The 20183-nt window shown below is 69.5% G+C and carries 21 protein-coding genes and 1 pseudogene; 3 read left to right on the top strand and 19 right to left on the bottom strand.

What is annotated here, in order from left to right; translation table 11 throughout:
- Positions 1 to 198 precede the first annotated feature (198 nt).
- From ABS64_RS06200 to ABS64_RS06190, 3 genes and pseudogenes are all read right to left on the bottom strand, one after another.
- Positions 199 to 1061, bottom strand: a pseudogene (locus ABS64_RS06200) (reductase).
- The gene (locus ABS64_RS06195; RefSeq protein WP_292681871.1) at positions 1058 to 2638 is read right to left on the bottom strand and encodes a hypothetical protein; all 1581 of its coding nucleotides are present in this window, start codon (positions 2636 to 2638) and stop codon (positions 1058 to 1060) included. Before ABS64_RS06195 ends, ABS64_RS06200 begins: the two are co-directional and overlap by 4 nt.
- Complete coding sequence (locus ABS64_RS06190; RefSeq protein ID WP_292681870.1) at positions 2620 to 3390, bottom strand: ABC transporter ATP-binding protein; 771 nt, start codon at positions 3388 to 3390, stop codon at positions 2620 to 2622. The genes ABS64_RS06195 and ABS64_RS06190 overlap by 19 nt, the downstream gene beginning before the upstream one ends.
- A gap of 97 nt (positions 3391 to 3487) precedes the next feature.
- On the opposite strand from ABS64_RS06190, the gene ABS64_RS06185 reads away from it, so the two are divergent.
- The gene (locus ABS64_RS06185; RefSeq protein ID WP_292681868.1) at positions 3488 to 4618 is read left to right on the top strand and encodes an AAA family ATPase; all 1131 of its coding nucleotides are present in this window, start codon (positions 3488 to 3490) and stop codon (positions 4616 to 4618) included.
- A gap of 18 nt (positions 4619 to 4636) precedes the next feature.
- Here ABS64_RS06185 and pheT read toward each other — a convergent pair whose 3' ends face one another.
- The 10 genes from pheT to infC all read right to left on the bottom strand — a co-directional run bounded on the left by pheT (position 4637) and on the right by infC (position 14020).
- Positions 4637 to 7162 carry a phenylalanine--tRNA ligase subunit beta gene (pheT, locus tag ABS64_RS06180; RefSeq protein ID WP_292681867.1) on the bottom strand — a complete coding sequence of 842 codons (2526 nt, stop codon included), beginning with the start codon at positions 7160 to 7162 and terminating at the stop codon, positions 4637 to 4639.
- Positions 7162 to 8202, bottom strand: a complete 1041-nt coding sequence (gene pheS / locus ABS64_RS06175) for a phenylalanine--tRNA ligase subunit alpha (protein ID WP_292681865.1) — start codon at positions 8200 to 8202, stop codon at positions 7162 to 7164. The genes pheT and pheS overlap by 1 nt, the downstream gene beginning before the upstream one ends.
- A 57-nt stretch (positions 8203 to 8259) precedes the next feature.
- Complete coding sequence (locus tag ABS64_RS06170; RefSeq protein WP_292681864.1) at positions 8260 to 9210, bottom strand: amino acid ABC transporter permease; 951 nt, start codon at positions 9208 to 9210, stop codon at positions 8260 to 8262.
- Positions 9207 to 9854, bottom strand: coding sequence for an amino acid ABC transporter permease (locus ABS64_RS06165; RefSeq protein ID WP_016463240.1), 648 nt, complete (start codon positions 9852 to 9854; stop codon positions 9207 to 9209). Before ABS64_RS06165 ends, ABS64_RS06170 begins: the two co-directional genes overlap by 4 nt.
- Positions 9855 to 9938: 84 nt before the next feature.
- The gene (locus ABS64_RS06160; RefSeq protein WP_005048921.1) at positions 9939 to 10853 is read right to left on the bottom strand and encodes a glutamate ABC transporter substrate-binding protein; all 915 of its coding nucleotides are present in this window, start codon (positions 10851 to 10853) and stop codon (positions 9939 to 9941) included.
- A 64-nt stretch (positions 10854 to 10917) separates the two neighbouring features.
- Positions 10918 to 11706 (bottom strand): amino acid ABC transporter ATP-binding protein, encoded by a 789-nt coding sequence (locus ABS64_RS06155; protein ID WP_292681862.1) that lies wholly within the window; start codon positions 11704 to 11706, stop codon positions 10918 to 10920.
- Positions 11707 to 11794: 88 nt separating this feature from the next.
- Entirely contained in the window at positions 11795 to 12595 is an 801-nt protein-coding gene (locus tag ABS64_RS06150) for an RNA methyltransferase (protein ID WP_005048914.1), read from the bottom strand.
- Positions 12596 to 12670: 75 nt separating this feature from the next.
- Positions 12671 to 13051: a 50S ribosomal protein L20 gene (gene rplT, locus ABS64_RS06145; RefSeq protein WP_005048911.1), complete on the bottom strand. Its 381-nt coding sequence runs from the start codon at positions 13049 to 13051 to the stop codon at positions 12671 to 12673.
- Between the two features lie 30 nt (positions 13052 to 13081).
- The gene (gene rpmI / locus ABS64_RS06140; protein WP_005048908.1) at positions 13082 to 13276 is read right to left on the bottom strand and encodes a 50S ribosomal protein L35; all 195 of its coding nucleotides are present in this window, start codon (positions 13274 to 13276) and stop codon (positions 13082 to 13084) included.
- 75 nt (positions 13277 to 13351) lie between these two features.
- Positions 13352 to 14020, bottom strand: a complete 669-nt coding sequence (gene infC / locus ABS64_RS06135; RefSeq protein WP_288118897.1) for a translation initiation factor IF-3 — start codon at positions 14018 to 14020, stop codon at positions 13352 to 13354.
- Positions 14021 to 14254: 234 nt separating this feature from the next.
- Between infC and ABS64_RS06130 the strand changes: the two genes are divergently transcribed.
- Positions 14255 to 14653 (top strand): DUF1844 domain-containing protein, encoded by a 399-nt coding sequence (locus ABS64_RS06130; RefSeq protein ID WP_061682104.1) that lies wholly within the window; start codon positions 14255 to 14257, stop codon positions 14651 to 14653.
- A 15-nt stretch (positions 14654 to 14668) separates the two neighbouring features.
- Here ABS64_RS06130 and ABS64_RS06125 read toward each other — a convergent pair whose 3' ends face one another.
- The 6 genes from ABS64_RS06125 to ABS64_RS06100 form a co-directional block, all read right to left on the bottom strand.
- The gene (locus tag ABS64_RS06125; protein WP_288118892.1) at positions 14669 to 15463 is read right to left on the bottom strand and encodes an SseB family protein; all 795 of its coding nucleotides are present in this window, start codon (positions 15461 to 15463) and stop codon (positions 14669 to 14671) included.
- On the bottom strand, positions 15447 to 16193 hold the full coding sequence (gene priA, locus ABS64_RS06120; protein WP_121190519.1) for a bifunctional 1-(5-phosphoribosyl)-5-((5-phosphoribosylamino)methylideneamino)imidazole-4-carboxamide isomerase/phosphoribosylanthranilate isomerase PriA: 747 nt from the start codon (positions 16191 to 16193) through the stop codon (positions 15447 to 15449). The genes ABS64_RS06125 and priA overlap by 17 nt, the downstream gene beginning before the upstream one ends.
- 63 nt (positions 16194 to 16256) lie before the next feature.
- Positions 16257 to 16955, bottom strand: coding sequence for an imidazole glycerol phosphate synthase subunit HisH (gene hisH / locus ABS64_RS06115; RefSeq protein ID WP_005048896.1), 699 nt, complete (start codon positions 16953 to 16955; stop codon positions 16257 to 16259).
- The gene (gene hisB / locus ABS64_RS06110; RefSeq protein ID WP_204946814.1) at positions 16952 to 17563 is read right to left on the bottom strand and encodes an imidazoleglycerol-phosphate dehydratase HisB; all 612 of its coding nucleotides are present in this window, start codon (positions 17561 to 17563) and stop codon (positions 16952 to 16954) included. The genes hisH and hisB overlap by 4 nt, the downstream gene beginning before the upstream one ends.
- 58 nt (positions 17564 to 17621) lie before the next feature.
- Entirely contained in the window at positions 17622 to 18728 is a 1107-nt protein-coding gene (locus ABS64_RS06105) for a histidinol-phosphate transaminase (RefSeq protein ID WP_204948166.1), read from the bottom strand.
- Between the two features lie 34 nt (positions 18729 to 18762).
- Positions 18763 to 19143 (bottom strand): LysM peptidoglycan-binding domain-containing protein, encoded by a 381-nt coding sequence (locus ABS64_RS06100; RefSeq protein WP_016463242.1) that lies wholly within the window; start codon positions 19141 to 19143, stop codon positions 18763 to 18765.
- Between the two features lie 310 nt (positions 19144 to 19453).
- Here ABS64_RS06100 and lexA point away from each other — a divergent pair, with 310 nt between their 5' ends.
- Entirely contained in the window at positions 19454 to 20119 is a 666-nt protein-coding gene (lexA, locus tag ABS64_RS06095; RefSeq protein ID WP_288118876.1) for a transcriptional repressor LexA, read from the top strand.
- Positions 20120 to 20183 lie beyond the last annotated feature (64 nt).

Genomic DNA, 20183 nt, shown 5'->3' with positions numbered 1-20183 from the left:
AGTCGGCAAACGGTGGGCTCGAAGCGGCGACACCGGCGACTCGACCCGTCACGACGACAGGGAGCTCGCGGGGTCGCCTAAAGTCGGCGGCCGTCCTGACGTCGGCGCGCGCGCAGCACCGTGGCAACGGTGACGGGAGCGGCGGCGTGCATGCGGAGACGCTATCGCGCGGCGCGTCGTCGCCGCAAATCGATGCCGTCACTGCGCAAGGGCATCGAGGAGCTCGCGCTCGTCGGCGCGCGTGAGCCCGGCGGAGCGGGGACGGTCCAGTCCCCGTTCGCGCTCGTCGGCGAGCACGGGCCGCAGCGCGTTCTCCAGCGGCCTGTGGCGTCCGCCGAGAATGCGATAGGTGCCATTGGCGCGAGTCGCGAAGCCGGGCATATCGTCGGGCAGCCACAGCGGCAGCGATCGCTCCCCCGCCCAGTACCCACGCCGTGCGCGACGAGCCACGGCGCGGATGCCGGGACGAGCGCACCGGTGTGGCCGGCGATGCTGCGTGCGGCGGCGAGCACCGCCTCCAGCGGAAGGCTGTCGCCGACGGCGTTGACCGCACCGGTGAACCGCGCCCGGCCGGCTTCGACCACGAAGTCGGCCAGGTCGTCGACGTCGATCGCCTGCACGCGCGCACCGGGTGCGTCGGGGATCAGCACCGGCTCATCCGCGGCGGCGGCGAAGCGGGCGACCCCGTAGCCGAAGCGGTCGGTGGGATCGCCCGGGCCGGCGATCAGGCCCGGGCGCACCACGGCCGCCCGGTGGCCGAGCGCCGCCCGCACGGTCTGCTCGGCGGCGGCCTTCTCGCGTCCGTAGTCGTACGGGTCGCCGGGTTCGGCGGCGACGGCGAGGGCGGCGGACTCGTCGGCGCCCGCCACGTCCCACTCGCGATCCGCGACGGCGGTGTAGGCATCGTCGCGCTCCCGATCGGCGACGACCAGCCGGGTGCCGGCCGGCGCGTCGCGGCCGCCGCGGGCGAGTACCGTCACGGCGGCACCGGCATCCTGCCAGCGCCGGGCGATCCGGCCCGAAAGCCAGCCGGTGCCGCCGAGGATCAGAACATCGGTCATGTCGTCGGGAAGGCCTTGATGCGCTGGAGCAGGTCGGGACCGGTGCGATCCAGCATCCGGCCGCCGAGCCACACCCCCAGGACCGCGGCGCCTCCGCCGACGACGATGCCGACGACGAGCGCCACCCACCCCCAGACGGCCGCGCCGGTGATGAACCCGGCGACGGCGAACGCGATGGCCGGCGCTCCGATGACGAGGCAGGCGCCCATCACGACGAACACGAGCAGACCGGTCAGGAACGTCTGGCCCGGCACGCTCTTGAACGGGCTGTCGCCGGGGGCGGCGACCGGCGTCACGAGCAGAGCGGAGGACACGGCCGAGACGCCGTAGCCGCCGAGCACCAGCCCCAGCGAGGCGCCCAGGATGCCGGGCAGATGTTCGAGCCGGCCGCCGACGGCCGTGGTCACGACGGCGAGCAGCACGATCAGCGGGATGCCGATGCTCGCGGCGCCGAGAAGGCGTCCCAGGCGGTCGTCGCGGCCGCGGATGCCGGTCGCGAGCACCGAGGCGAAAGCGGTGCCGTCGTAGGAGACGTCGGTGTAGCCGGAGAGGCACAGCACGAGAGCGACGAGCACCGCCGAGCTCGAGAACATGAACCCGTCGATACCGCTCGTGAACGCGAACAGCAGCGGGAACAGCGGCACGATCAGCAGTTGGCGGAGGTATCGCGGATCGCGCAGCCACGCCGTGAGCGATCGCGCCCAGGTCGCGCCGACGCCGCCGGTGGGCATGCGGCCGAACAGCCCCAGCGCCCCCGAGCGGGCCACCTTCGCCGCGCGCTGCCGCGGCGTCGTGACGGCGCCGCGAAGAGCGCGCGCCCACAGCAGCCAGAGCGCGGCGAGCGTCGCCGCGGCGATGAGCAGACGGGCCACGGCGCTCACCCCCTGTCCGGCCGCGACGTCGGCGGGGACGGCCCACACCGCGCCGATGGGCGTCCACCCGAGCACGTCCGCGATCCGCGGTATCCGGTCGCGGACGTCGGCGGTGGAGGTGAGGGCGAGGGTCCCGGTCACGATCGGGCCGGCCATGATCAGCAGGATGAGCACGATCGTGCCCACGAACTCGCGGCCGCGGCGGTTGCCGCCGAGACCGCTGGACAGCGCCGAGACGAGTCGGGAGGCGACGACGCACGTGAGCACGCCGAGGACGATGCAGACGACCGCGGCGATCGCGGCGAGCGGCCAGCGGACCCACAGCGCGATCGTCGCGAGAGCGGCGATCGACGTGGCGATCCCGGGGATCCCGGTGACGCCTGTGGCGGTCAGTGCAGCCATGATCTGCGTCGCGCTGAGCGGGAACGGGGCGAGCTTCTCGGCATCCACCGTCGTGTCCATCCCCGCGATCAGCACGGGTCCCAGCACCCACCCGAGGACGAGCGCGGATCCGCCGATCACGACCGTGGCCCGCGCCGCCTCGAGGCCCTGGAACACCGCGACGGCGACGAGCCCCGCGATCACGGAGGTGAGGATGCCGAGCGCCCACAGGATGCCGAAGCAGAAGCCGACCAGCTGCCAGGGACGACGCGCGAGGGTGTTGCCGAGGATGCGGTATCTCAGCCTCAGGACTGTCGCAACCACTGCGGTCCCTCCGAGGTGTGGCGGCCTCCCACGAGGGAGAGGAACCGGTCCTGCAGGCTCTCGCCCGCGCGCACCTCATCGACGGTGCCGGCGGCCAGGACACGACCGGCCGCGATGACGGCGACGTGGTCGCACATGCGCTGCACGAGGTCCATCGAGTGGCTGGAGATGATGATCGTGCCGCCCGATGACGTGTAGGAGCGCAGGACGTCCTCGATGTTGGCGGCGGAGACGGGGTCGACCGATTCGAACGGCTCGTCGAGCACGAGCAGACGCGGCGCGTGCACCAGGGCGCAGGCCAGAGCCACCTTCTTGGTCATGCCGGCGGAGTAGTCGGCGACGATCGTCCCGGCCGCCTCACCCAGGTCCATCAGTGCGATGAGATCGGCCACCCGGGGGGCGATCTGCTCGCGCGGCACCGAGAACATCATCGCCGTGTAGGTGATGAGCTGCTCGCCCGTGAGACGGTCGAACAGACGAACGCCGTCGGCGAGGTTTCCGATGAGGGCCTTGGCGCGCACCGGATCGGCCCACACGTCGACACCGTGCACCCAGGCGCCGCCGGCGTCGGGACGCAGGAGGCCGGTGGCCATCGACAGCGTCGTGGTCTTTCCGGCTCCGTTCGGCCCGACCAGTCCGTAGAACGATCCGGCGGGAACGACCAGGTCGACGCCGCCCACCGCGGTCTTGTCGCCGAAGCGCTTCACGAGGCCTGCAAGCTGCAGGGCGGGCACCATCTGCGTATCAGTCATCCCCACCGAGCCTAGCCCGACCCCTGTGGCCGGTGACACCCCCGTGGACGGACCGCCGGACGCCCGCGGTGTCGGACGGGTCTGCCACCATGACCGCATGCTGCAGACCCTCGCCGTCGCCGGTTACCGCTCCCTCCGGGATGTCGTGGTGCCTCTGGGCGGGCTCACCGTCATCACCGGCCCCAAAGGGTCGGGCAAGTCCAACCTCTACCGCGCACTGCGCCTTCTCGCCGCCGCAGCGCGTGGCGAGGTGGTCGGTGCCGTGGCGCGCGAGGGAGGACTGCCGTCCGTCTTGTGGGCGGGTCCGGAGAACGGCGGCACTCAGGGCACGGTGCGCCGTGGCCCGATCGCCCTCAGGCTGGGGTTCTCCTCCGACGAGCTCGGCTACCTCATCGACCTCGGCATCCCGCAGTCCGACCCTTCCGTCGCCAACCCGTTCGCCCGCGACCCGGAGATCAAACGCGAGCAGGTCTTCGCCGGTCCGGTGGCCAAACCCGCCGCGCTGCTGATCGATCGGCGGCGACAGAGCACACGTGTGCGCGAGGGCGGATGGACCGAGCTCGACCAGCGTCTCGCGCCCTACGAGAGCATCGTGACCGACCTGGCCGACGGCGATACCGCGCCCGAGCTGCTGGCGCTGCGACGCACGATGGGCGCGTGGCGGTTCTACGACCATTTCCGCGTGGATGCCGAGGCTCCCGCGCGCCGGCCGCAGGTCGGGACGCGCACCCAGACGCTGTCGCACGACGGGGCGACGCTGGCGGCCACGTGGGCGACGATCGTGGATGCCGGCCACGGCGACGCCCTGGACCGGGCCGTCCGCGACGCCTTCCCGGGGTCCCGCGTGGAGGTCCAGGCGAACGAGGGCCTGTTTCGTCTGGTCCTGCACCAGAGCGGCCTGCTCCGCCCGCTGGAGGCGGCGGAACTGTCGGACGGAACGTTGCGCTATCTCCTGTTGTGCGCGGCCCTCCTGCCGGCGCGGCCCGCGCCGCTGCTGGTGCTCAACGAGCCGGAGGCGAGCCTGCATGTGTCGCTGCTCGAACCCCTCGCCCGGCTGATCCAGCATGCCGCCCAGCACACGCAGGTGCTCGTCGTCTCGCACGCGCGGGAGCTGGTCGAGGCACTCCCGGCGACGGCTCGCGTCGAGTTGCGCAAGGATCAGAACGGCACGGCCGTCGTCGGCCAAGGGTTCATGGACGTTCCCGCCTGGCATTGGGGGTCGCGGTGAACGGACCCCGAGGCCGCACTACTCCCGGATGCTCGCCCCGAAACGCTCGGCGGCCACCGCCACGCCGGCCAGCTTGGCCTCCGTGGCTTCGGCAGCGGTGAGCGTGCGGTCCGGTGCCCGGAACCGCAGCGCGAACGTGAGGCTCTTGGTGCCCTCGGCGAGCCCTGTGCCCCGGTAGTCGTCGACGAGGCGAACGGCCTCCAGCAACGCGCCCGCGCCCTCGCGCAGCGCCGTCTCGACATCTCCCGCGACGACGCCGTCTGCGACCACGAGCGAGACGTCCTGCGTCGCGGCCGGGTATCCCGACAGCGAGGGCGCCACGTCGGGTGCGCCGGCGAGGCGCAGGACGCGGTCGAGATCGAGTTCGGCGACGTAGACCGCGCCCAGCAGGTCGGCATCGGCGGCCACCTGCGGCAGCACCTGACCGACGTAGCCCACCTCCTCGCCGTCGACCGTCAGGATTCCGGCGCGACCGGGGTGGAGCGCCGCACGCTGCCCCTGCGCGACATCGATACGCACGCCCGCCCCTGCGGCGATGGTCTGGACGGCGCCGAGGACATCCGACAGATCCACCGGGATCGGGGGCTTCCCGGGCTGCTTGGCAACGATGTCGCCCGTGAGCAGAACGGCAACGTGGCGCGGCTGCGGCGGCAACGCGGCGTTGAGCGCGGCGAGCGTGTCGTCGTCGGGACGAATCGCCAGCGGCGGCACGGTATCGGTGCCGTACGCGACGCCCTCTTCCGGCGTGAACACGAGGCCCGTCTCGAACAGGGCGAGATCGCCGAAGCCGCGGGCCTGGTTGCGGTGTGCGACCTGCAACAGGCCCGGGATCAGTGAACGGCGCAGGTAGGGCGCCTGACCGTCGAGCGGGTTCGCGAGCTTGACCGATGCGATCGGCTCGCCCGCGGCCGACCCGTGCAGAGCGTTCGCCTCAGCGGTCGAGAACGGGAACGAGGGCGTCTCCACGAACCCGGCGGCGGCGAGCGCGTTGGCCACGCGACGGCGACCCTTCTGCACCGGTGTCAGTCCGCGCCCGGACGGGGGCGTGGGCAGCACCGACGGGATGCGCTCCAGACCGTGGATGCGGGCCACTTCCTCGGCGAGCGTCCACTTGTCGGTGAGGTCGGGGCGCCACGTCGGCGGAATGACGTGCCAGCCGTCGGTCACGCCGTCGAGCTCCTCGCCCGGCAGCACCTCGCAGCCCACCATCTCGAGGGCGCTCGTGATCTCGGCATCCGTGTAGTCGACGCCGATCAGCTCCGAGACGAACCCGTGAGGCAGCTCGATGCCGGCGACGAAGACCTCGCCGAACAGCGCGCCACCGAGCTCGGTGTCGAGGGCGCCGCCGGCAAGGTCGACCATGAGGTCGGCGACGCGACGGGCGGCCACGAACGGCAGCAGCGGATCGACGCCGCGCTCGAAACGGCGCGACGCCTCCGACGGCAGCTTGTGACGACGAGCCGTGCGAGCGATCGTCACCGGGTCGAAGATCGCGGCTTCGACGAGCACGTTGCGCGTGGCATCCGTCATCTCCGTCGTCCCGCCACCCATCACACCCGCGAGGCCGATGGGGCCGGAATCGTCGGTGATGAGCAGGTCCTCGGCGCTGAGCGTGCGCTCTTTGCCGTCGAGGGTTGTGAGCTTCTCCCCCTCGCCGGCGCGCCGGACGGTGATGCCGCCCTGCAGCCGGTCGAGGTCGTACCCGTGGATCGGGTTGCCGAGCTCCAGCATGACGTAGTTGGTGATGTCGATCAGGATGCCGAGCGAGCGGATGCCGGCGAGGGCCAACCGCGCCACCATCCAGGGCGGTGTCGGCCGCGCCGGGTCGACCCCGCGAACCACGCGGGCGACGAACTCGCTGGCCCCGACGCGGCCGCGCAGCGGCGCACGGTCGTCCACGACGATCGCGAATCCGGAGCCGGGCTGGACGTCGTCCCACGCGTGGGCGGCGGGGTCGGAGAAGGCGGCACCGGTCGCGTGCGAGTACTCACGGGCGATGCCACGGATCGACAGGGCGTAGCCACGGTCAGGGGTGACGTTGACGTCGACGGCGACGTCGTCGAGGCCCAGCAGGGCGATCGCGTCGGTGCCGACCTCCGGATCGAGGCCCAGCTCGACGAGCCGCAGGATGCCGTTGTGCTCGTCACCCAGCCCGAGCTCGCGGGCCGAGGCGATCATGCCGTCCGAGACGTGACCGTAGGTCTTGCGCGCGGAGATCGGGAAGGGCCCCGGAAGGGTGGCACCGGGCAGGGAGACGACGACCTTGTCCCCTTCGACGAAGTTGGACGCGCCGCAGACGATGCCGCGGACACCACCGTTCGCCGCGCCGACATCCACCTGGCACCAGCGGATCGTCTTGCCGTTGGACTGCGGCTCCGCATCGAAGGAGAGCACCTGGCCGACCACGACCGGTCCGCTGATCTCGAAGCCGATCGCCTCTTCCTCCTCGAAACCCACCGACACGAGCGCCGCGAAGACGTCGTCGGTCGTGGCGCCCTGGGGAAGCTCGACGTACTCACGCAGCCACGACAGAGGGACGCGCATCAGACCACCATTCCGAACTGCTCGCTGAAGCGGACATCGCCCTCGGCCATGTCACGCATGTCCTGCACGTCCGAGCGGAACATGAGCGTGCGCTCGATGCCCATTCCGAACGCGAACCCCGAGTAGACCTCGGGGTCGATCCCGGCCGCGCGCAGCACGTTCGGGTTGACCATTCCGCAGCCGCCCCACTCGATCCAGCGCGGCCCGCCCTTGAACGTGGGATGCCAGAGATCGAGCTCTGCCGACGGCTCGGTGAAGGGGAAGTAGTTGGTGCGAAAACGCGTCTTCGCCTCGGCGCCGAAGAGCACCCTCGCCGCGTGATCCAGCGTGCCCTTGAGGTTCGCCATCGTGATGCCCTTGTCGACGACGAGGCCCTCGAACTGGTGGAAGGCCGGCAGGTGCGTCGCATCGAACTCGTCGGTGCGGTAAACACGTCCGGGCGAGAGCACGTAGATGGGAAGGTCGCGCTCGAGCATCGATCGCATCTGCACCGGGCTGGTCTGCGTGCGCAGCACGAGGTGCCGCGCGATCGGATCGACGAAGAAGGTGTCCTGCAGCTGGCGCGCGGGGTGGTCGATGTCGAAGTTCAGGCCGTCGAAGTTGTACCACTCGTGCTCGAGCTCGGGCCCCTCGGCGATCTCCCATCCCATGCCGACGAACAGGTCGGCGATCTCCTCCTGCAGAAGCGACACGGGATGCCGGGCCCCGACACGCGCTCGCGGTGAGATCGCGGTGATGTCGACCCGCTCGGCTTCGAGCCGGGCAGCGGACTCCGCGGCTGCGAGCTCCTCCTCGCGGGCGGCGAGCGCCTGCGCGAGGCGGCCGCGAGCCTGGCCGACGAGCTTGCCGAACGCCGCCTTCTGATCGTTCGGCACATGGCGCAGCTGGGCGTTCAGCTGGGCGAGTGGCGAGCCCTCGCCGGCGTGAGCGGCACGAGCGGTCTTCAGCTCGAGCGTGGAGCCTGCCGCGGCGACCGCCGACAGCGCGTCCGCGACAGCGGCATCGACGTTCTCTGGAGTGATCTCGGGTGCGTCAGACACAAGAGAGGAGTCTACCGGGGGGCGGGCAACCATCCCCGCCGCGCTGATCCCCGCCGATCAGTGCGGTCGGCGCGGCAGACGGCCGGGCCCGCCGCCCTCGTTGCCCGTGGCGCGATCGGTCGCCTGCTGCAGACCGATCAACTGGGTGTCGGTCGTCGCGCCCACCGGGTGGTGCAGCGCGCCTCCTTCCGCGGCCTGCTGCTGCTGACGACGCTTCGTGCGCTGCTCGATGCGGTACGCGACGTAGCTCAACGCCAGGCACATGGCGACGTAGATCGTGCCGCCGACGATGGCCGTCTGTATCAGCGGTGAGCTGTACACCGCGTTCGAGCCGAGCAGCTTGATGACGTACAGCAGCTCGGGGTAGGTGATGATGAAGCCGAGCGCGGTGTCCTTGAGCGTGACGACCAGCTGGGCGACGATCACGGGCATCATGGCGCGGATCGCTTGGGGCAGCAGGATGAGGCGGAGCACCCCGGCCTTGCGCAGACCGATCGCGTAGCCCGCCTCGCTCTGGCCGCGCGGCAGCGACTCGACGCCGGCACGGATCACCTCGGCGAGGACGGAGCCGTTGTAGGCGACGAGCGCGATCACGACCGCCCAGTAGGGCTCCATGCGGATGCCGACAACGGGAAGTCCGTAATAGAGGAGCATCATGAACACGAGCACCGGAACCGCGCGGAGAACCTCGGTCACCCACCCGACGGGCGTGCGTATCCAGGCACGATCCGACAGACGCCCGATTGCGAGGACCAACCCCAGCGCGAGCGCACCCGTCGCCGCCGCCGCGAAGGCGGCGAGCGTCGCGAGGGCACCGTCGAGCAGACGCTGCCAGATCGTCCCGTAGGTGAAGATCTCCCACTTGTCGGCGGCGAACTGACCGGTGGCGGCGAAGCGCCAGATCACCCATCCCGCCGCCGCCGCGATCACGACGATCGTCACCGCACCGAGCACGCGGTTGCGGGCGATCGCCTTCGGCCCGGGGACGTCATAGAGGACGGAACTCATCGGGCGACCTTCCATCTGCGCTCCATCGCCCGCTGCAGCCACGCGAGCAGCAGCACGAGGGCGACGAAGATGACCATGACCCACAGAAGTGTCACGAGCTGGTTCTCGCCGCGCTCGCTGAGGTTGCTGCGCACGGAGCCGAGATTGAGCACCGAGAAGCCGGCGGCGACCGTCGTGTTCTTCAACAGCGCGATGAGCACGCTCATCATGGGCGGGATGACCGAGCGCGTCGCCTGCGGCAGGACGACGAGCGTCATCACCTGACCGAACGTGAGCCCGAGTGCGCGCGCGGCCTCAGCCTGCCCCACCGGGACCGTATTGATCCCCGAGCGCAGCGTTTCGGCGACGTAGGTCGCCGTGTAGACGCCGAGGGCGATCGTCGCCAGCAGGATCGCATCGATGCGCTCACGCAGCAGGATCGGCAGGCAGAACGCGAAGAAGAACATGACGAGGGTCAGAGGTGTGTTGCGGATCCAGTTGACGTAGACCGTGCCCACCGCCCGCGCCGCGGGGATCGGCGAGACCCGCATGGCACCGACGACGAAACCGAGCACCAGCGCGAGAATGCCCCCGCCGATGAACAGCACCATCGTTCCTCTGAGCGCCTCACCCCAGAGATCGAGGTTGTTGGTGATGATCTCCACCGCCCCGCCTTCCGTCGTTCTCGTTGTCGTCGTCTCGGTGCCGGATGCCGGCGGCAGCGCACTCGTCGCTGCCGCCGGCCCCGCTCAGCTCGCGGCGTCGACCGGGGGCTGCGTCGCCTTCACACCGGAGGCGCCGAGGTTCTTGTCGAAGATCGCCTGCCAGGTCGACCCGCCGTCGGTGAACATCGTGTTGATGAACGTCTGCAGCGCGGTGTCGCCCTTGGCGATGCCGACGCCGTAGCGCTCCTCGCTGAACGGTTCGCCGACGACCTTGAGCTTGTCGGGAGCCTGGGCCGCGTACCCGATGAGGATCGCTTCATCGGTCGTGACCGCGTCGACCTGACCGTTCTTGAGGTCTTCGACGCACGCCGAGTAGGTGTCGTACTCCTTGGTCTTGGCGGGAGTCTGATCCTTGATCCGCTGAATCGAGGTCGAGCCGGTCGCCGAGCAGACGGTGTCGTCCGCGGTCAGAGAGTCTTTGCCCGTGATCTTGTCGTTGTCGGCGGCGACCAGCAGGCCCTGTCCGGTGATGAAGTACGGACCGGCGAAGGAGATCTGCTGCTTGCGCTTGTCGGTGATCGAGTAGGTGCCGACGTAGTAGTCGATGTCACCGTTCACGAGGGCCTGTTCCCGGTTGGCCGAGGCGATCGGCTGGAACTGGATCTTGTCCTCGGCGACGCCGAGCGAGGCGGCGATCCAGCGCGCGATGTCGACGTCGAAGCCGCTGCGCGTGTTGGTCACCGGGTCCAGGTAACCCAGGCCCGGCTGGTCCTCCTTGACGCCGACGGTGACGGTGCCGGAGCTCTTGATCTTGTCGAAGGTGGGGCTGCCCTCGATCGTCACGTCGGTGGCGACCGTCCAGGGATTCTCGGCGGCACCCGAGGCACCGCCGGTGGAGCCCGGCTCCGCGCCGGGCGTACCGCTGTTGCACGCGGTGAGGGCGAGCGCGGCGAGGGCGATCCCCGCGATGCTGCCGGCGATTCTGTTCTTCTTCAGCATGTGATCCTCCTGTTTCGTATCCATCTCTCGTTGACCGCGCCGGTGCCAGGCGCGGACGTCTCGGTCAGTGCGTGATCAGCTTGGAGAGGAAGTCCTTCGCCCGGTCGCTCGTGGGGGCCGTGAAGAACTGGTCGGGGCGTGCCTGCTCGATGATCTGGCCGTCGGCCATGAAGACCACTCGATCGGCCGCTTTACGCGCGAACCCCATCTCGTGCGTGACGACGATCATCGTCATGCCGTCCTGGGCGAGACCGACCATGACGTCGAGCACCTCGTTGATCATCTCCGGGTCGAGCGCACTGGTGGGCTCGTCGAACAGCATGACCTTGGGCTTCATCGCCAGCGCCCGGGCGATCGCGACACGCTGCTGCTGACCGCCGGAAAGCTGTCCCGGCAGCTTGGATGCCTGATGCCCGACGCCCACGCGCTCCAGCAGCACCTTGGCTTCGGCTTCGGCATCCGCCTTCTTCATCTTCTTGACCTTGATGGGGCCGAGCGTGACGTTCTCGAGGATCGTGAGGTGGGAGAAGAGGTTGAAGGACTGGAACACCATGCCCACGTCTGCACGCAGAGCCGCGAGCGCCTTTCCCTCCTTCGGCAGCTCTTTGCCGTCGATGGTGATCGTGCCGCTCGTGATCGTTTCGAGGCGGTTGATCGTGCGGCAGAGCGTCGACTTGCCCGAGCCGGAGGGGCCGATCACCACGACGACCTCACCGCGGTTGACCGTCAGATCGATGTTCTTCAGCGCGTGGAAGTCGCCGTAGTGCTTCTCGACGTTGCTGACCACGACGAGGGGATCCCCGCGGCGCACGGTGATGTTGGACGTCGCCGGGGTCGCATTCGGAATCGACATGCGGGCCAGCCTAGGCAGATCCTGTGGAAGACGACCAACTTATGCACAGGATCTTGACCGAGTCGTAACCGACCCGGAACAATTCGCGTCAGCGATCGCCGCGCTGTGCGAAGGCCGTCTCGTACAGGCAGACGCTCGCCGCGGTGGCGAGATTCAGCGACTCGGCGCGACCGTAGATCGGCAGTCGCAGGGAGAGGTCGGCGAGCGCCAGCGCATCGTCGTCCAGGCCCCGTGCCTCGTTGCCGAACAGCCAGGCCGTGGGTGCGGCGAGCACGTCTCGGCGGGCGAGGAAGTCCTCTCCCCCGACGTCCGCGGCGACGATGCGCAGGCCCGCCGCATGTGCCCGTTCGACGGTGGCCGGCAGCTCCGCGGCGACGGCGACGGGCACGTGGAACAGCGAGCCGGTCGTGGCGCGCACGACCTTGGGGTTGTAGGGATCGACCGTGCGTCCGGTCAGCACGACGGCATCGGCACCGGCGGCGTCGGCGGCGCGGATGATGGTGCCGAGGTTGCCCGGATCGCGTACCTCTTCGCAGATCGCGATGAGGGTCGGCGATGCGGCGAAGATGTCTTTGAGTGACGTCGGCGACTGTCGCGCGACGGCGACGATCCCCTGCGGGGTCACCGTGTCGGCCATCGCGTCCAGCACCGCCTCGGTCGTGAAGACGATGTCCAGGCCTGCGTCCGCGGCCGCATCCCGGATGTCTTGATGTCGCTCCATCGCCGTGGGCGTGGCGAAGAGCTCGACGAGGGTGTCGGGGCGGAAGGCGAGAGCCTCGCGGGCCGCCTGGGGTCCCTCCAACAGGAACAGCCCGGTCTCCTGTCGGGCGCTGCGCTTGGTCAGCTTGGCGACGGCGCGCACACGGGGAGAACGAGGATTTTCGAGCACGATCTCATCCTAGGGAATGAAGAAGGGGCGTCCCCCGTTCGGAGGACACCCCTTCTCGTGCTGTGTGGGCAGTGATTACGCCTTGGGCGCGTTCACGTCCGCCGGCAGCGCCTTCTTCGCGGTCTCGACGAGCGAGGCGAAGGTGGCCGGCTCGTTGACGGCCAGCTCGGCCAGCATGCGACGGTCGACCTGCACGCCCGCCAGGCCGAGGCCCTGGATGAAGCGGTTGTAGGTGATGCCGTTCTGACGGGCCGCGGCGTTGATGCGCTGGATCCACAGGCGGCGGAAGTCGCCCTTGCGCTTGCGGCGGTCACGGTACGCGTAGACCAGCGAGTGGGTGACCTGCTCCTTGGCCTTGCGGTACAGGCGCGAACGCTGCCCGCGGTAACCGGATGCGCGCTCGAGGATGACGCGACGCTTCTTGTGGGCGTTGACGGCCCGCTTGACTCTAGCCATTTTCTTCTACTTTCTCGTCTGCGTCAGCGCTCAGATGCCGAGGAGCTTCTTGGCGACCTTCGCGTCGCCGGGAGCCAGGATCTTGTCGGCCGACAGGCGGCGCGTGCGCTTGGTGGGCTTGCCTTCGAAGTTGTGGCGGAGGTTCGCCTGCTGCTTCTTGATCTTCCCGCTACCGGTGACCTTGAAGCGCTTCTTGGCACCCGAGTGGGTCTTCTGCTTCGGCATGTCTCTATCCTTCGTTGTGGTTCCCGCGGGGCGGGAGCTCTGGGGGCCGAGAGGCTGCGCCTCCGGCCGGCGGCCTTACTCCGCGGGAGCGGGCTCGGCGGCGAGGGCGGCCTCGGGCTCGGCGCCCGTGGTTCCGCGCGCCTGGCGCGCCGCCTCCTTGTTCGCAGCACGCTGGGCGTTCTGCTCGGTCTTCACCTCGGACTTGTTCTTGTGCGGGGCGATGACCATGACCATGTTGCGTCCGTCGATCGTGGGGTTCGACTCGACGGTCCCGTACTCGGCGACGTCCTCGGCGAACTTGCGCAGCAGCCGCACACCCTGCTCCGGACGCGACTGCTCGCGGCCTCGGAAGAGGATCATGGCCTTGACCTTGTCACCGGCCTGCAGGAAGCCTTCGGCACGCTTGAGCTTGGTCGTGTAGTCGTGCGCTTCGATCTTCAGTCGGAAACGGACCTCTTTGAGAACCGTGTTCGCCTGATTGCGACGCGCTTCCTTCGCCTTCTGCGCCGCCTCGTACTTGAACTTGCCGTAGTCCATGATCTTGACCACGGGCGGCTTCGAGTTGGGGGCGACCTCGACGAGGTCGAGATCTGCCTCCTGAGCGAGGCGCAGAGCGACCTCGATGCGGACGACGCCGACCTGCTCACCCGCGGGTCCGACGAGGCGGACCTCGGGAACGCGAATGCGGTCATTGGTGCGGGGATCGCTGATGCGGAACTCCTTAGTCGTACGGGTGGGTGCCACCGGACACAGGGATGTGTCTCGGGCGGAAGATCGTCACGTCCACCCCGCACGACGCGCACGTCGGCTTCGTTCCTGCACCCTCACCCGCACCGATTGCTCGGTACGACAACCTCGACGGACGAGGCGGAGCGCGTGACCCGGTAGCCTGGAGCGGCAAGCGCGGGTGGGATGTGATCCTCTTTCGTTCCGGAGCAGAACACTCCGGCGCCCGCACAGTCTAGCAGAGAGCAGCACGTGGACACGATTCCTTCCTCCCCCGACCGTCACGAGGCCGAACGGCTCGCCCGATGGGAGGAACAGGAGCGTGCCTCCGCCGCCGCCACCCGCGACATCGCCGACGTGCCGGCGGTGGAGGTCATCACGACGGCCGCGGTGCATCTCATGAGCGCAGCCGCCGTCAAGACCGGTCTCGCGGACGATCCCGAGACGCAGCTGGATCTCGACGAGGCACGCAAGCTGATCAACGCCCTGGCGGGGCTGATCACGGCCGGAGCGCCGGAGATCAGCGACATGCACGCGCGGTCACTGCGCGATGGACTGCGCTCGCTGCAGCTCGCGTTCCGCGAGGCCTCGGTCATCCCCGACCCGATCGGCAAGGGCCCGGGCGAGAAGTGGACCGGACCCGTCACGTGAGACCCGGCGCGGCGCTCAGCCGCGGACGAGCTTGACCGTGAGCGAGTCGACCAGCACCGCAATGCGATCGTCGGCGGCCCACCGTGCCGCCAGCCGCTGCAGGGTGGCGTCGAGCTGAGACTGGTCGAGCCCATCCACGAGCTGCAGACGGACGATCAGTTCCGGGCCGCGCAGACGCGCCTGCGGATCCCCCGGCGCCACCGACAGGTCGAGCACGCCCAGCTCGGAGCCGATCGAGTCCTGCAGCCCGGCATAGACCTCCGGCGAGGTGTGCGCGGGTTCCCAGGCCAGCCCTTGACCGAGGGCCCACACCGCGGGGCGACGCAGAACGAACTCGGTCTCGGATGCCGGGTCGATCACGATCAGGTCCGTATCGTCGGCAGCGGCGGCCAAGGCGGTACGGATGCCGTCGGCCGGCACCGGTCGCGCCTTCGGATCCCACGCCGCCATCGTGCGCACCGACGTGAACACGGGGAGCACACGCCGCCCGTCGGGCGCGGCGACCGTCACGATGGACAGCTCCTGCGTCTTGTCGACGGTGTGGCCGGACGGGGCGACGCCCACATCGCCGGCCTCGGCGACCAGCGGGATCAACAGGCGTGCCGTGCGGTAGGCGTCGACGACCGCACGAGCATCACCCTCGCCCCGGCGGAAGCTCAGCAGTGCCGACAGCAGCGCAGCGTCTGCAGAGCCGTCGTCGCCGGCGTGCGGATTGGGCTCGAAGGAGCGCCCCTCCCAGGGGACGCCTGCGGAATCCGCGGCGCAGGCGTGGGCTGCGGCGTCGTCGGGACTCTCAGCCTGCGGCGACATCCAGCGCCTCGGCGAGGGTGAAGGCCCCCGCATAGAGTGCCTTACCCACGATGGCCCCTTCGACGCCGAGCGGAACGAGCTCGCGCAGGGCCGCGATGTCGTCGAGGTTCGAGATGCCCCCCGAGGCGACGACCGGCTTGACGGTGCGGGTGGTGACCTCGCGCAGCAGCTCGAGGTTCGGGCCCTTCAGCGTGCCGTCCTTGGTGACGTCGGTGACGACGTAACGGCTGCACCCGGCGTCTTCGAGCCGCTGGAGCACCTGCCACAAGTCGCCGCCGTCGCGGGTCCAGCCGCGGGCCGCCAGGGTCGTGCCGCGCACGTCGAGCCCGACGGCGATCGCATCGCCGTAGCGGCCGATGACGTCCGCCGCCCACTCCGGGTTCTCCAGCGCCGCGGTGCCCAGGTTGATGCGGCTCGCCCCCGACTCGAGGGCGGCCTCCAAGGTCGCATCGTCGCGGATTCCTCCGGACAGCTCCACCTGCACGCCCTTGAGCTGCTTGATGACCTTGCGCAGCACGGCGGCGTTGTTGCCGCGTCCGAAGGCGGCATCCAGATCCACGAGGTGGATCCACTGGGCGCCGTCGCGCGCCCAAGCCAACGCCGCGTCGACGGGATCGCCGTAGCTGGTCTCGGTGCCGGCCTCACCCTGCGTCAGACGTACCGCCTTGCCGTCGGCGACGTCGACGGCGGGCAGGAGGATCAGTTCGGGGGTCGACGCGAAATCGTTCATGGCTCCAGGAAGGGTTCAGTGCCCGCCATGCGCGGACACGAGGACACACAAGCAGAGAGACTACTACCGGGTGCGGGTGAGGTCTTGCGGAAGCGAGGAGATCCAGTTCGCGAGAAGCCGGATGCCGGCCTCGCCGCTCTTCTCGGGATGGAACTGCGTCGCCGACAGCGGTCCGTTCTCGACGGCGGCGAGGAACGGCGTGCCGTAGTCGCACCACGTGAGGGCGGGTTGACGGAACGGCCGCGTGACCTCGAGCGACCAGTGCTGGGCGGCGTAGGAGTGCACGAAGTAGAACCGTTCGTGCTCCAGGCCGCGAAAAAGAGTCGAGCCTTCGCCCACCCGCACCGTGTTCCAGCCCATGTGCGGGAGCACCGGCGCGTCGAGTTCGGTGACCGCGCCGGGCCACTCGCCGAGCCCCTCGGTGTCGTCACCGCGTTCCACACCGTGCTCGAACATCACCTGCATGCCGACACAGATGCCCAGCACCGGCAGACCTCCGGCGAGACGACGTTCGATGATCTCGTCGCCGCGCGTGGCGCGCAGGGACTCCATCACGGCCCGGAAGGCTCCGACGCCGGGTACGACCAGACCTGCGGCGTCGTGGATCAGGCCACGATCGGCCGTGAGCCGCGCATCGGCTCCCGCGGCGACGAGGGCCTTCACCGCGGAGTGGACATTGCCCGACCCGTAGTCGAGCACAGCCACGAGAGGCCGCTCCTCGATGCGGGTACCGGCCTCGAGCCCTGCGGTGGCGTCGGTCATAGGGCGCCCTTCGTACTGGGGATGCCGTGGACCAGGGGGTCGAGCGCCTTCGCCTGCCGGAAGGCCCGCGCGAACGCTTTGTACTCGGCTTCGGCGATGTGGTGCGGGTCCCGTCCGCCGAGCACCGTGACGTGCATCGTCAGACCGGCATTGAAAGCGAGCGCTTCGAACGTGTGACGCACGAGCGACCCGGTGAAGTGGCCGCCGATGAGATGGTGCTCGAACCCGACCGGCTCCCCGGTGTGGACCAGATAGGGGCGCCCGCTGATGTCGACCACGGCCTGGGCCAGCGCCTCGTCCAGGGGAACGAGCGCATCCCCGTAGCGCGAGATGCCGCTCTTGTCGCCGAGCGCCTGACGGATCGCCTGACCCAGGACGATCGCGGTGTCTTCGACGGTGTGGTGCGCATCGATGTCGGTGTCTCCCGAGGCGCGCACGGTGAGATCGGTGAGCGAGTGCTTTGCGAAGGCTGTGAGCAGGTGGTCGAAGAACGGCACCGTGGTGTCGATGCTGCTGTGCCCGGTGCCGTCGAGGTCGAGATCGAGTTCGACCGTGGACTCGCTGGTCGCGCGTCGCAAGGATGCCGTGCGGGGGGCCGGGGTGCTCATGAGCCGAGTCTACCGAGAGCCCGCGCGCCGGCCCGGCGTGTTACCCCGGCGTTCACCGTCAGTGCGCGCCGGAACCGCCCGGGCCGAGTGAGGCGAGCGCGTCGAGGAACGCCGTCGACTCCTCCGCGGTGCCCGCCGTGACACGCAGACTGTGGGCGATGCCGACATCGCGGATCAGAACGCCGCGGTCGTAGAGCCCCTGCCACGTCGCCGCAGGATCTTCCACACCGGAGAAGAGCACGAAGTTCGTCCAGCTCTCGAAGGGGCGGTAGCCGAGCGCGTCGAGTGTCGCGGAGATACGGTCGCGCTGAGCGACGATCTCGTCGACCATCGCGAGCATCGCCGGCGCGTGACGCAGCGCGGCCGATGCCGCCGCCTGCGTCAGCGCACTGAGGTGGTAGGGAAGCCGCACCAGACGCAGAGCATCGATGACGGCGGGGTCGGCCGCGAGGTAGCCGACGCGAGCGCCGGCGAACGCGAAGGCCTTGCTCATCGTGCGAGACACGACCAGCCGCGGCCGATCGGGCAGCAGCGTCAGTGCCGACCGGGAATCGCGGGGCGCGAACTCCTGGTAGGCCTCGTCGACGATCACAATGCCCGGTGCGGCGTCATAGACGGCCTCGATCACATCGAGTCCGAGTGGCGTTCCGGTCGGGTTGTTCGGCGCGCACAGAAAGACGACATCCGGCTGCGCACGGTCGACCTGAGCGGCCGCGTCTTCGGGGGCGAGTGTGTAGTCGACGCCGCGCGTCCCGCTCACGTACGTCGCGCCAGTGGCACGAGTGAGCAGCGGGTACATCGAGTAGGTCGGTGCGAAACCGAAGGCCGTCCGACCGGGGCCGGCGAACGCTTGCAGAAGGTGCTGCAAAACCTCATTGGATCCGTTCGCCGCCCAGATCTGCGCGGCCGACAGGCCATGACCCAGGTAGTCCGCGAAGCCCTCCCGCACGGCGGTGAACTCGCGATCCGGATAGCGGTTCACCTCCCGGAGCGCACGGGCGATGCTGTCGAGGATGTCGTCCGCGACCGCTTCGGGCACCGGATGCGTGTTTTCGTTGACGTTCAGCGCGACGGGCAGCGGAGCCTGGGGAGCGCCGTAGGGCGTCAGGCCGCGCAGGTCGTCTCTGAGGGGAAGGTCATCGAGTCGAACGCTCACCCTCACCATCGTAGAGGTCGCCGTGATGAGCGGACGAGGCTGATCAGTGGCCGGCGGAGTACTCGGCGGGGATCGCGATGCTCTGTCCGGCATCGAGGCTGCCCGAGTCCAAGGCGTTGAGTCGAACGATCGCGTCGACGGCGTCGCGCGGGTCGACGTCAGGTGCGACCGCGCGTGCGATCGACCAGAGCGTGTCGCCCGGCTGAACCGTGACGTGGGTGAACGTGACTCCCGAGGATCCCTCATTGGAGGCCAGCGCGCCGCCGCCGGACACGATGCCGATACCGAGCGCGACGATGACGGGGATGGAGGCGAGGAAGGCGAGCACCCGGCGACCACGAACCGTCAGGCGCAGACGGGTGGCGGGGGCCGCCGCGATGACACGGCCGCGGGGCGAGGCGCCGAGGATGTCGATCGTGGTCATGGGTTCCTCCTTGAGACGTGTCCCGCGCCGCGGCGTCGGGGGTGAGAGCGTCACCTCGAAGATTCGAGTCGAGATTCGCATCCGCCTCTCGGCCGGGAGAGCCGGATGCGAATCTCTGTTCCGAATCTATCTTCGATAGTGTTCGAGTGTCAAGCGATACGGTTCTCGCAGATGAATCGAATCCGACACGCGCACGCGTGCCGTCCGACCGTGCGAAAACCGGATACGGTTTCGACAAGACGACCCCATCACCAACCTCCGACATTCGAAGGCTCTGCCTTCCGGGGACGCGATCGAAGGAGCGCGCGATATGGCCGAGAAGCCTCAGACACGCAGGCGGAAGAACCTCAGCGACAAGCAGCTGAAGATCCTCGAGGTGATCCAGACCTCCATCGCGCGCCACGGCTACCCGCCGAGCATGCGCGAGATCGGCGATGCCGTGGGCCTGAAGTCGCTGTCCAGCGTCACCCACCAGCTCAACCAGCTGGAGCTGAGCGGCTACCTCCGCCGCGACGCCGGCAAGACGCGCGCGATGGAGGTCCTCATCGATCTGCCGGGTGCCGCCGCCGAGAATCCCGCCGACCTCGTTCCGGCCGTGGGCGATGCGGCACTGGTCCCTCTGGTGGGGCGCATCGCGGCGGGCGTGCCGATCACGGCAGACCAGCAGGTCGAGGAGATCTTCCCCCTCCCCCGCCAGCTCGTCGGCAAGGGCGACCTGTTCATGCTCAAGGTCAGCGGCGAGTCGATGATCGACGCCGCCATCTGCGACGGCGACTGGGTCGTCGTGAGATCGCAGCCGACCGCGGACAACGGCGACATCGTCGCGGCGATGCTCGACGGCGAAGCGACGGTGAAGACCTTCCGGCAGCGGGACGGCCACACGTGGCTGCTCCCCCGCAACTCCTCCTTCGAGCCCATCCTCGGCGACGACGCGGTGGTCCTCGGTCGCGTCGTGGCCGTCCTGCGCGCGATCTGATCATGTCGCGGGGGGCGCGCCCTCGCATCGGCCGTCGCGATCGTCCTGGCCGTCGTCTGCCTCC

The organism is Microbacterium sp. SCN 69-37, from assembly GCF_001724435.1.
GTDB lineage: Bacteria > Actinomycetota > Actinomycetes > Actinomycetales > Microbacteriaceae > Microbacterium > Microbacterium laevaniformans.
This window is presented reverse-complemented; position numbering and strand designations above follow the sequence as displayed.

Coding starts and splice junctions, on each gene's coding strand:
- ABS64_RS06190 (WP_292681870.1), bottom strand. CDS start 3,390: ATGACTGATACGCAGATGGTGCCCGCCCTGCAGCTTGCAGGCCTCGTG.
- ABS64_RS06185 (WP_292681868.1), top strand. CDS start 3,488: ATGCTGCAGACCCTCGCCGTCGCCGGTTACCGCTCCCTCCGGGATGTC.
- pheT (WP_292681867.1), bottom strand. CDS start 7,162: ATGCGCGTCCCTCTGTCGTGGCTGCGTGAGTACGTCGAGCTTCCCCAG.
- ABS64_RS06170 (WP_292681864.1), bottom strand. CDS start 9,210: ATGAGTTCCGTCCTCTATGACGTCCCCGGGCCGAAGGCGATCGCCCGC.
- ABS64_RS06160 (WP_005048921.1), bottom strand. CDS start 10,853: ATGCTGAAGAAGAACAGAATCGCCGGCAGCATCGCGGGGATCGCCCTC.
- ABS64_RS06155 (WP_292681862.1), bottom strand. CDS start 11,706: ATGTCGATTCCGAATGCGACCCCGGCGACGTCCAACATCACCGTGCGC.
- rplT (WP_005048911.1), bottom strand. CDS start 13,051: ATGGCTAGAGTCAAGCGGGCCGTCAACGCCCACAAGAAGCGTCGCGTC.
- rpmI (WP_005048908.1), bottom strand. CDS start 13,276: ATGCCGAAGCAGAAGACCCACTCGGGTGCCAAGAAGCGCTTCAAGGTC.
- ABS64_RS06125 (WP_288118892.1), bottom strand. CDS start 15,463: ATGTCGCCGCAGGCTGAGAGTCCCGACGACGCCGCAGCCCACGCCTGC.
- priA (WP_121190519.1), bottom strand. CDS start 16,193: ATGAACGATTTCGCGTCGACCCCCGAACTGATCCTCCTGCCCGCCGTC.
- hisH (WP_005048896.1), bottom strand. CDS start 16,955: ATGACCGACGCCACCGCAGGGCTCGAGGCCGGTACCCGCATCGAGGAG.
- hisB (WP_204946814.1), bottom strand. CDS start 17,563: ATGAGCACCCCGGCCCCCCGCACGGCATCCTTGCGACGCGCGACCAGC.
- ABS64_RS06105 (WP_204948166.1), bottom strand. CDS start 18,728: ATGGTGAGGGTGAGCGTTCGACTCGATGACCTTCCCCTCAGAGACGAC.
- ABS64_RS06100 (WP_016463242.1), bottom strand. CDS start 19,143: ATGACCACGATCGACATCCTCGGCGCCTCGCCCCGCGGCCGTGTCATC.
- lexA (WP_288118876.1), top strand. CDS start 19,454: ATGGCCGAGAAGCCTCAGACACGCAGGCGGAAGAACCTCAGCGACAAG.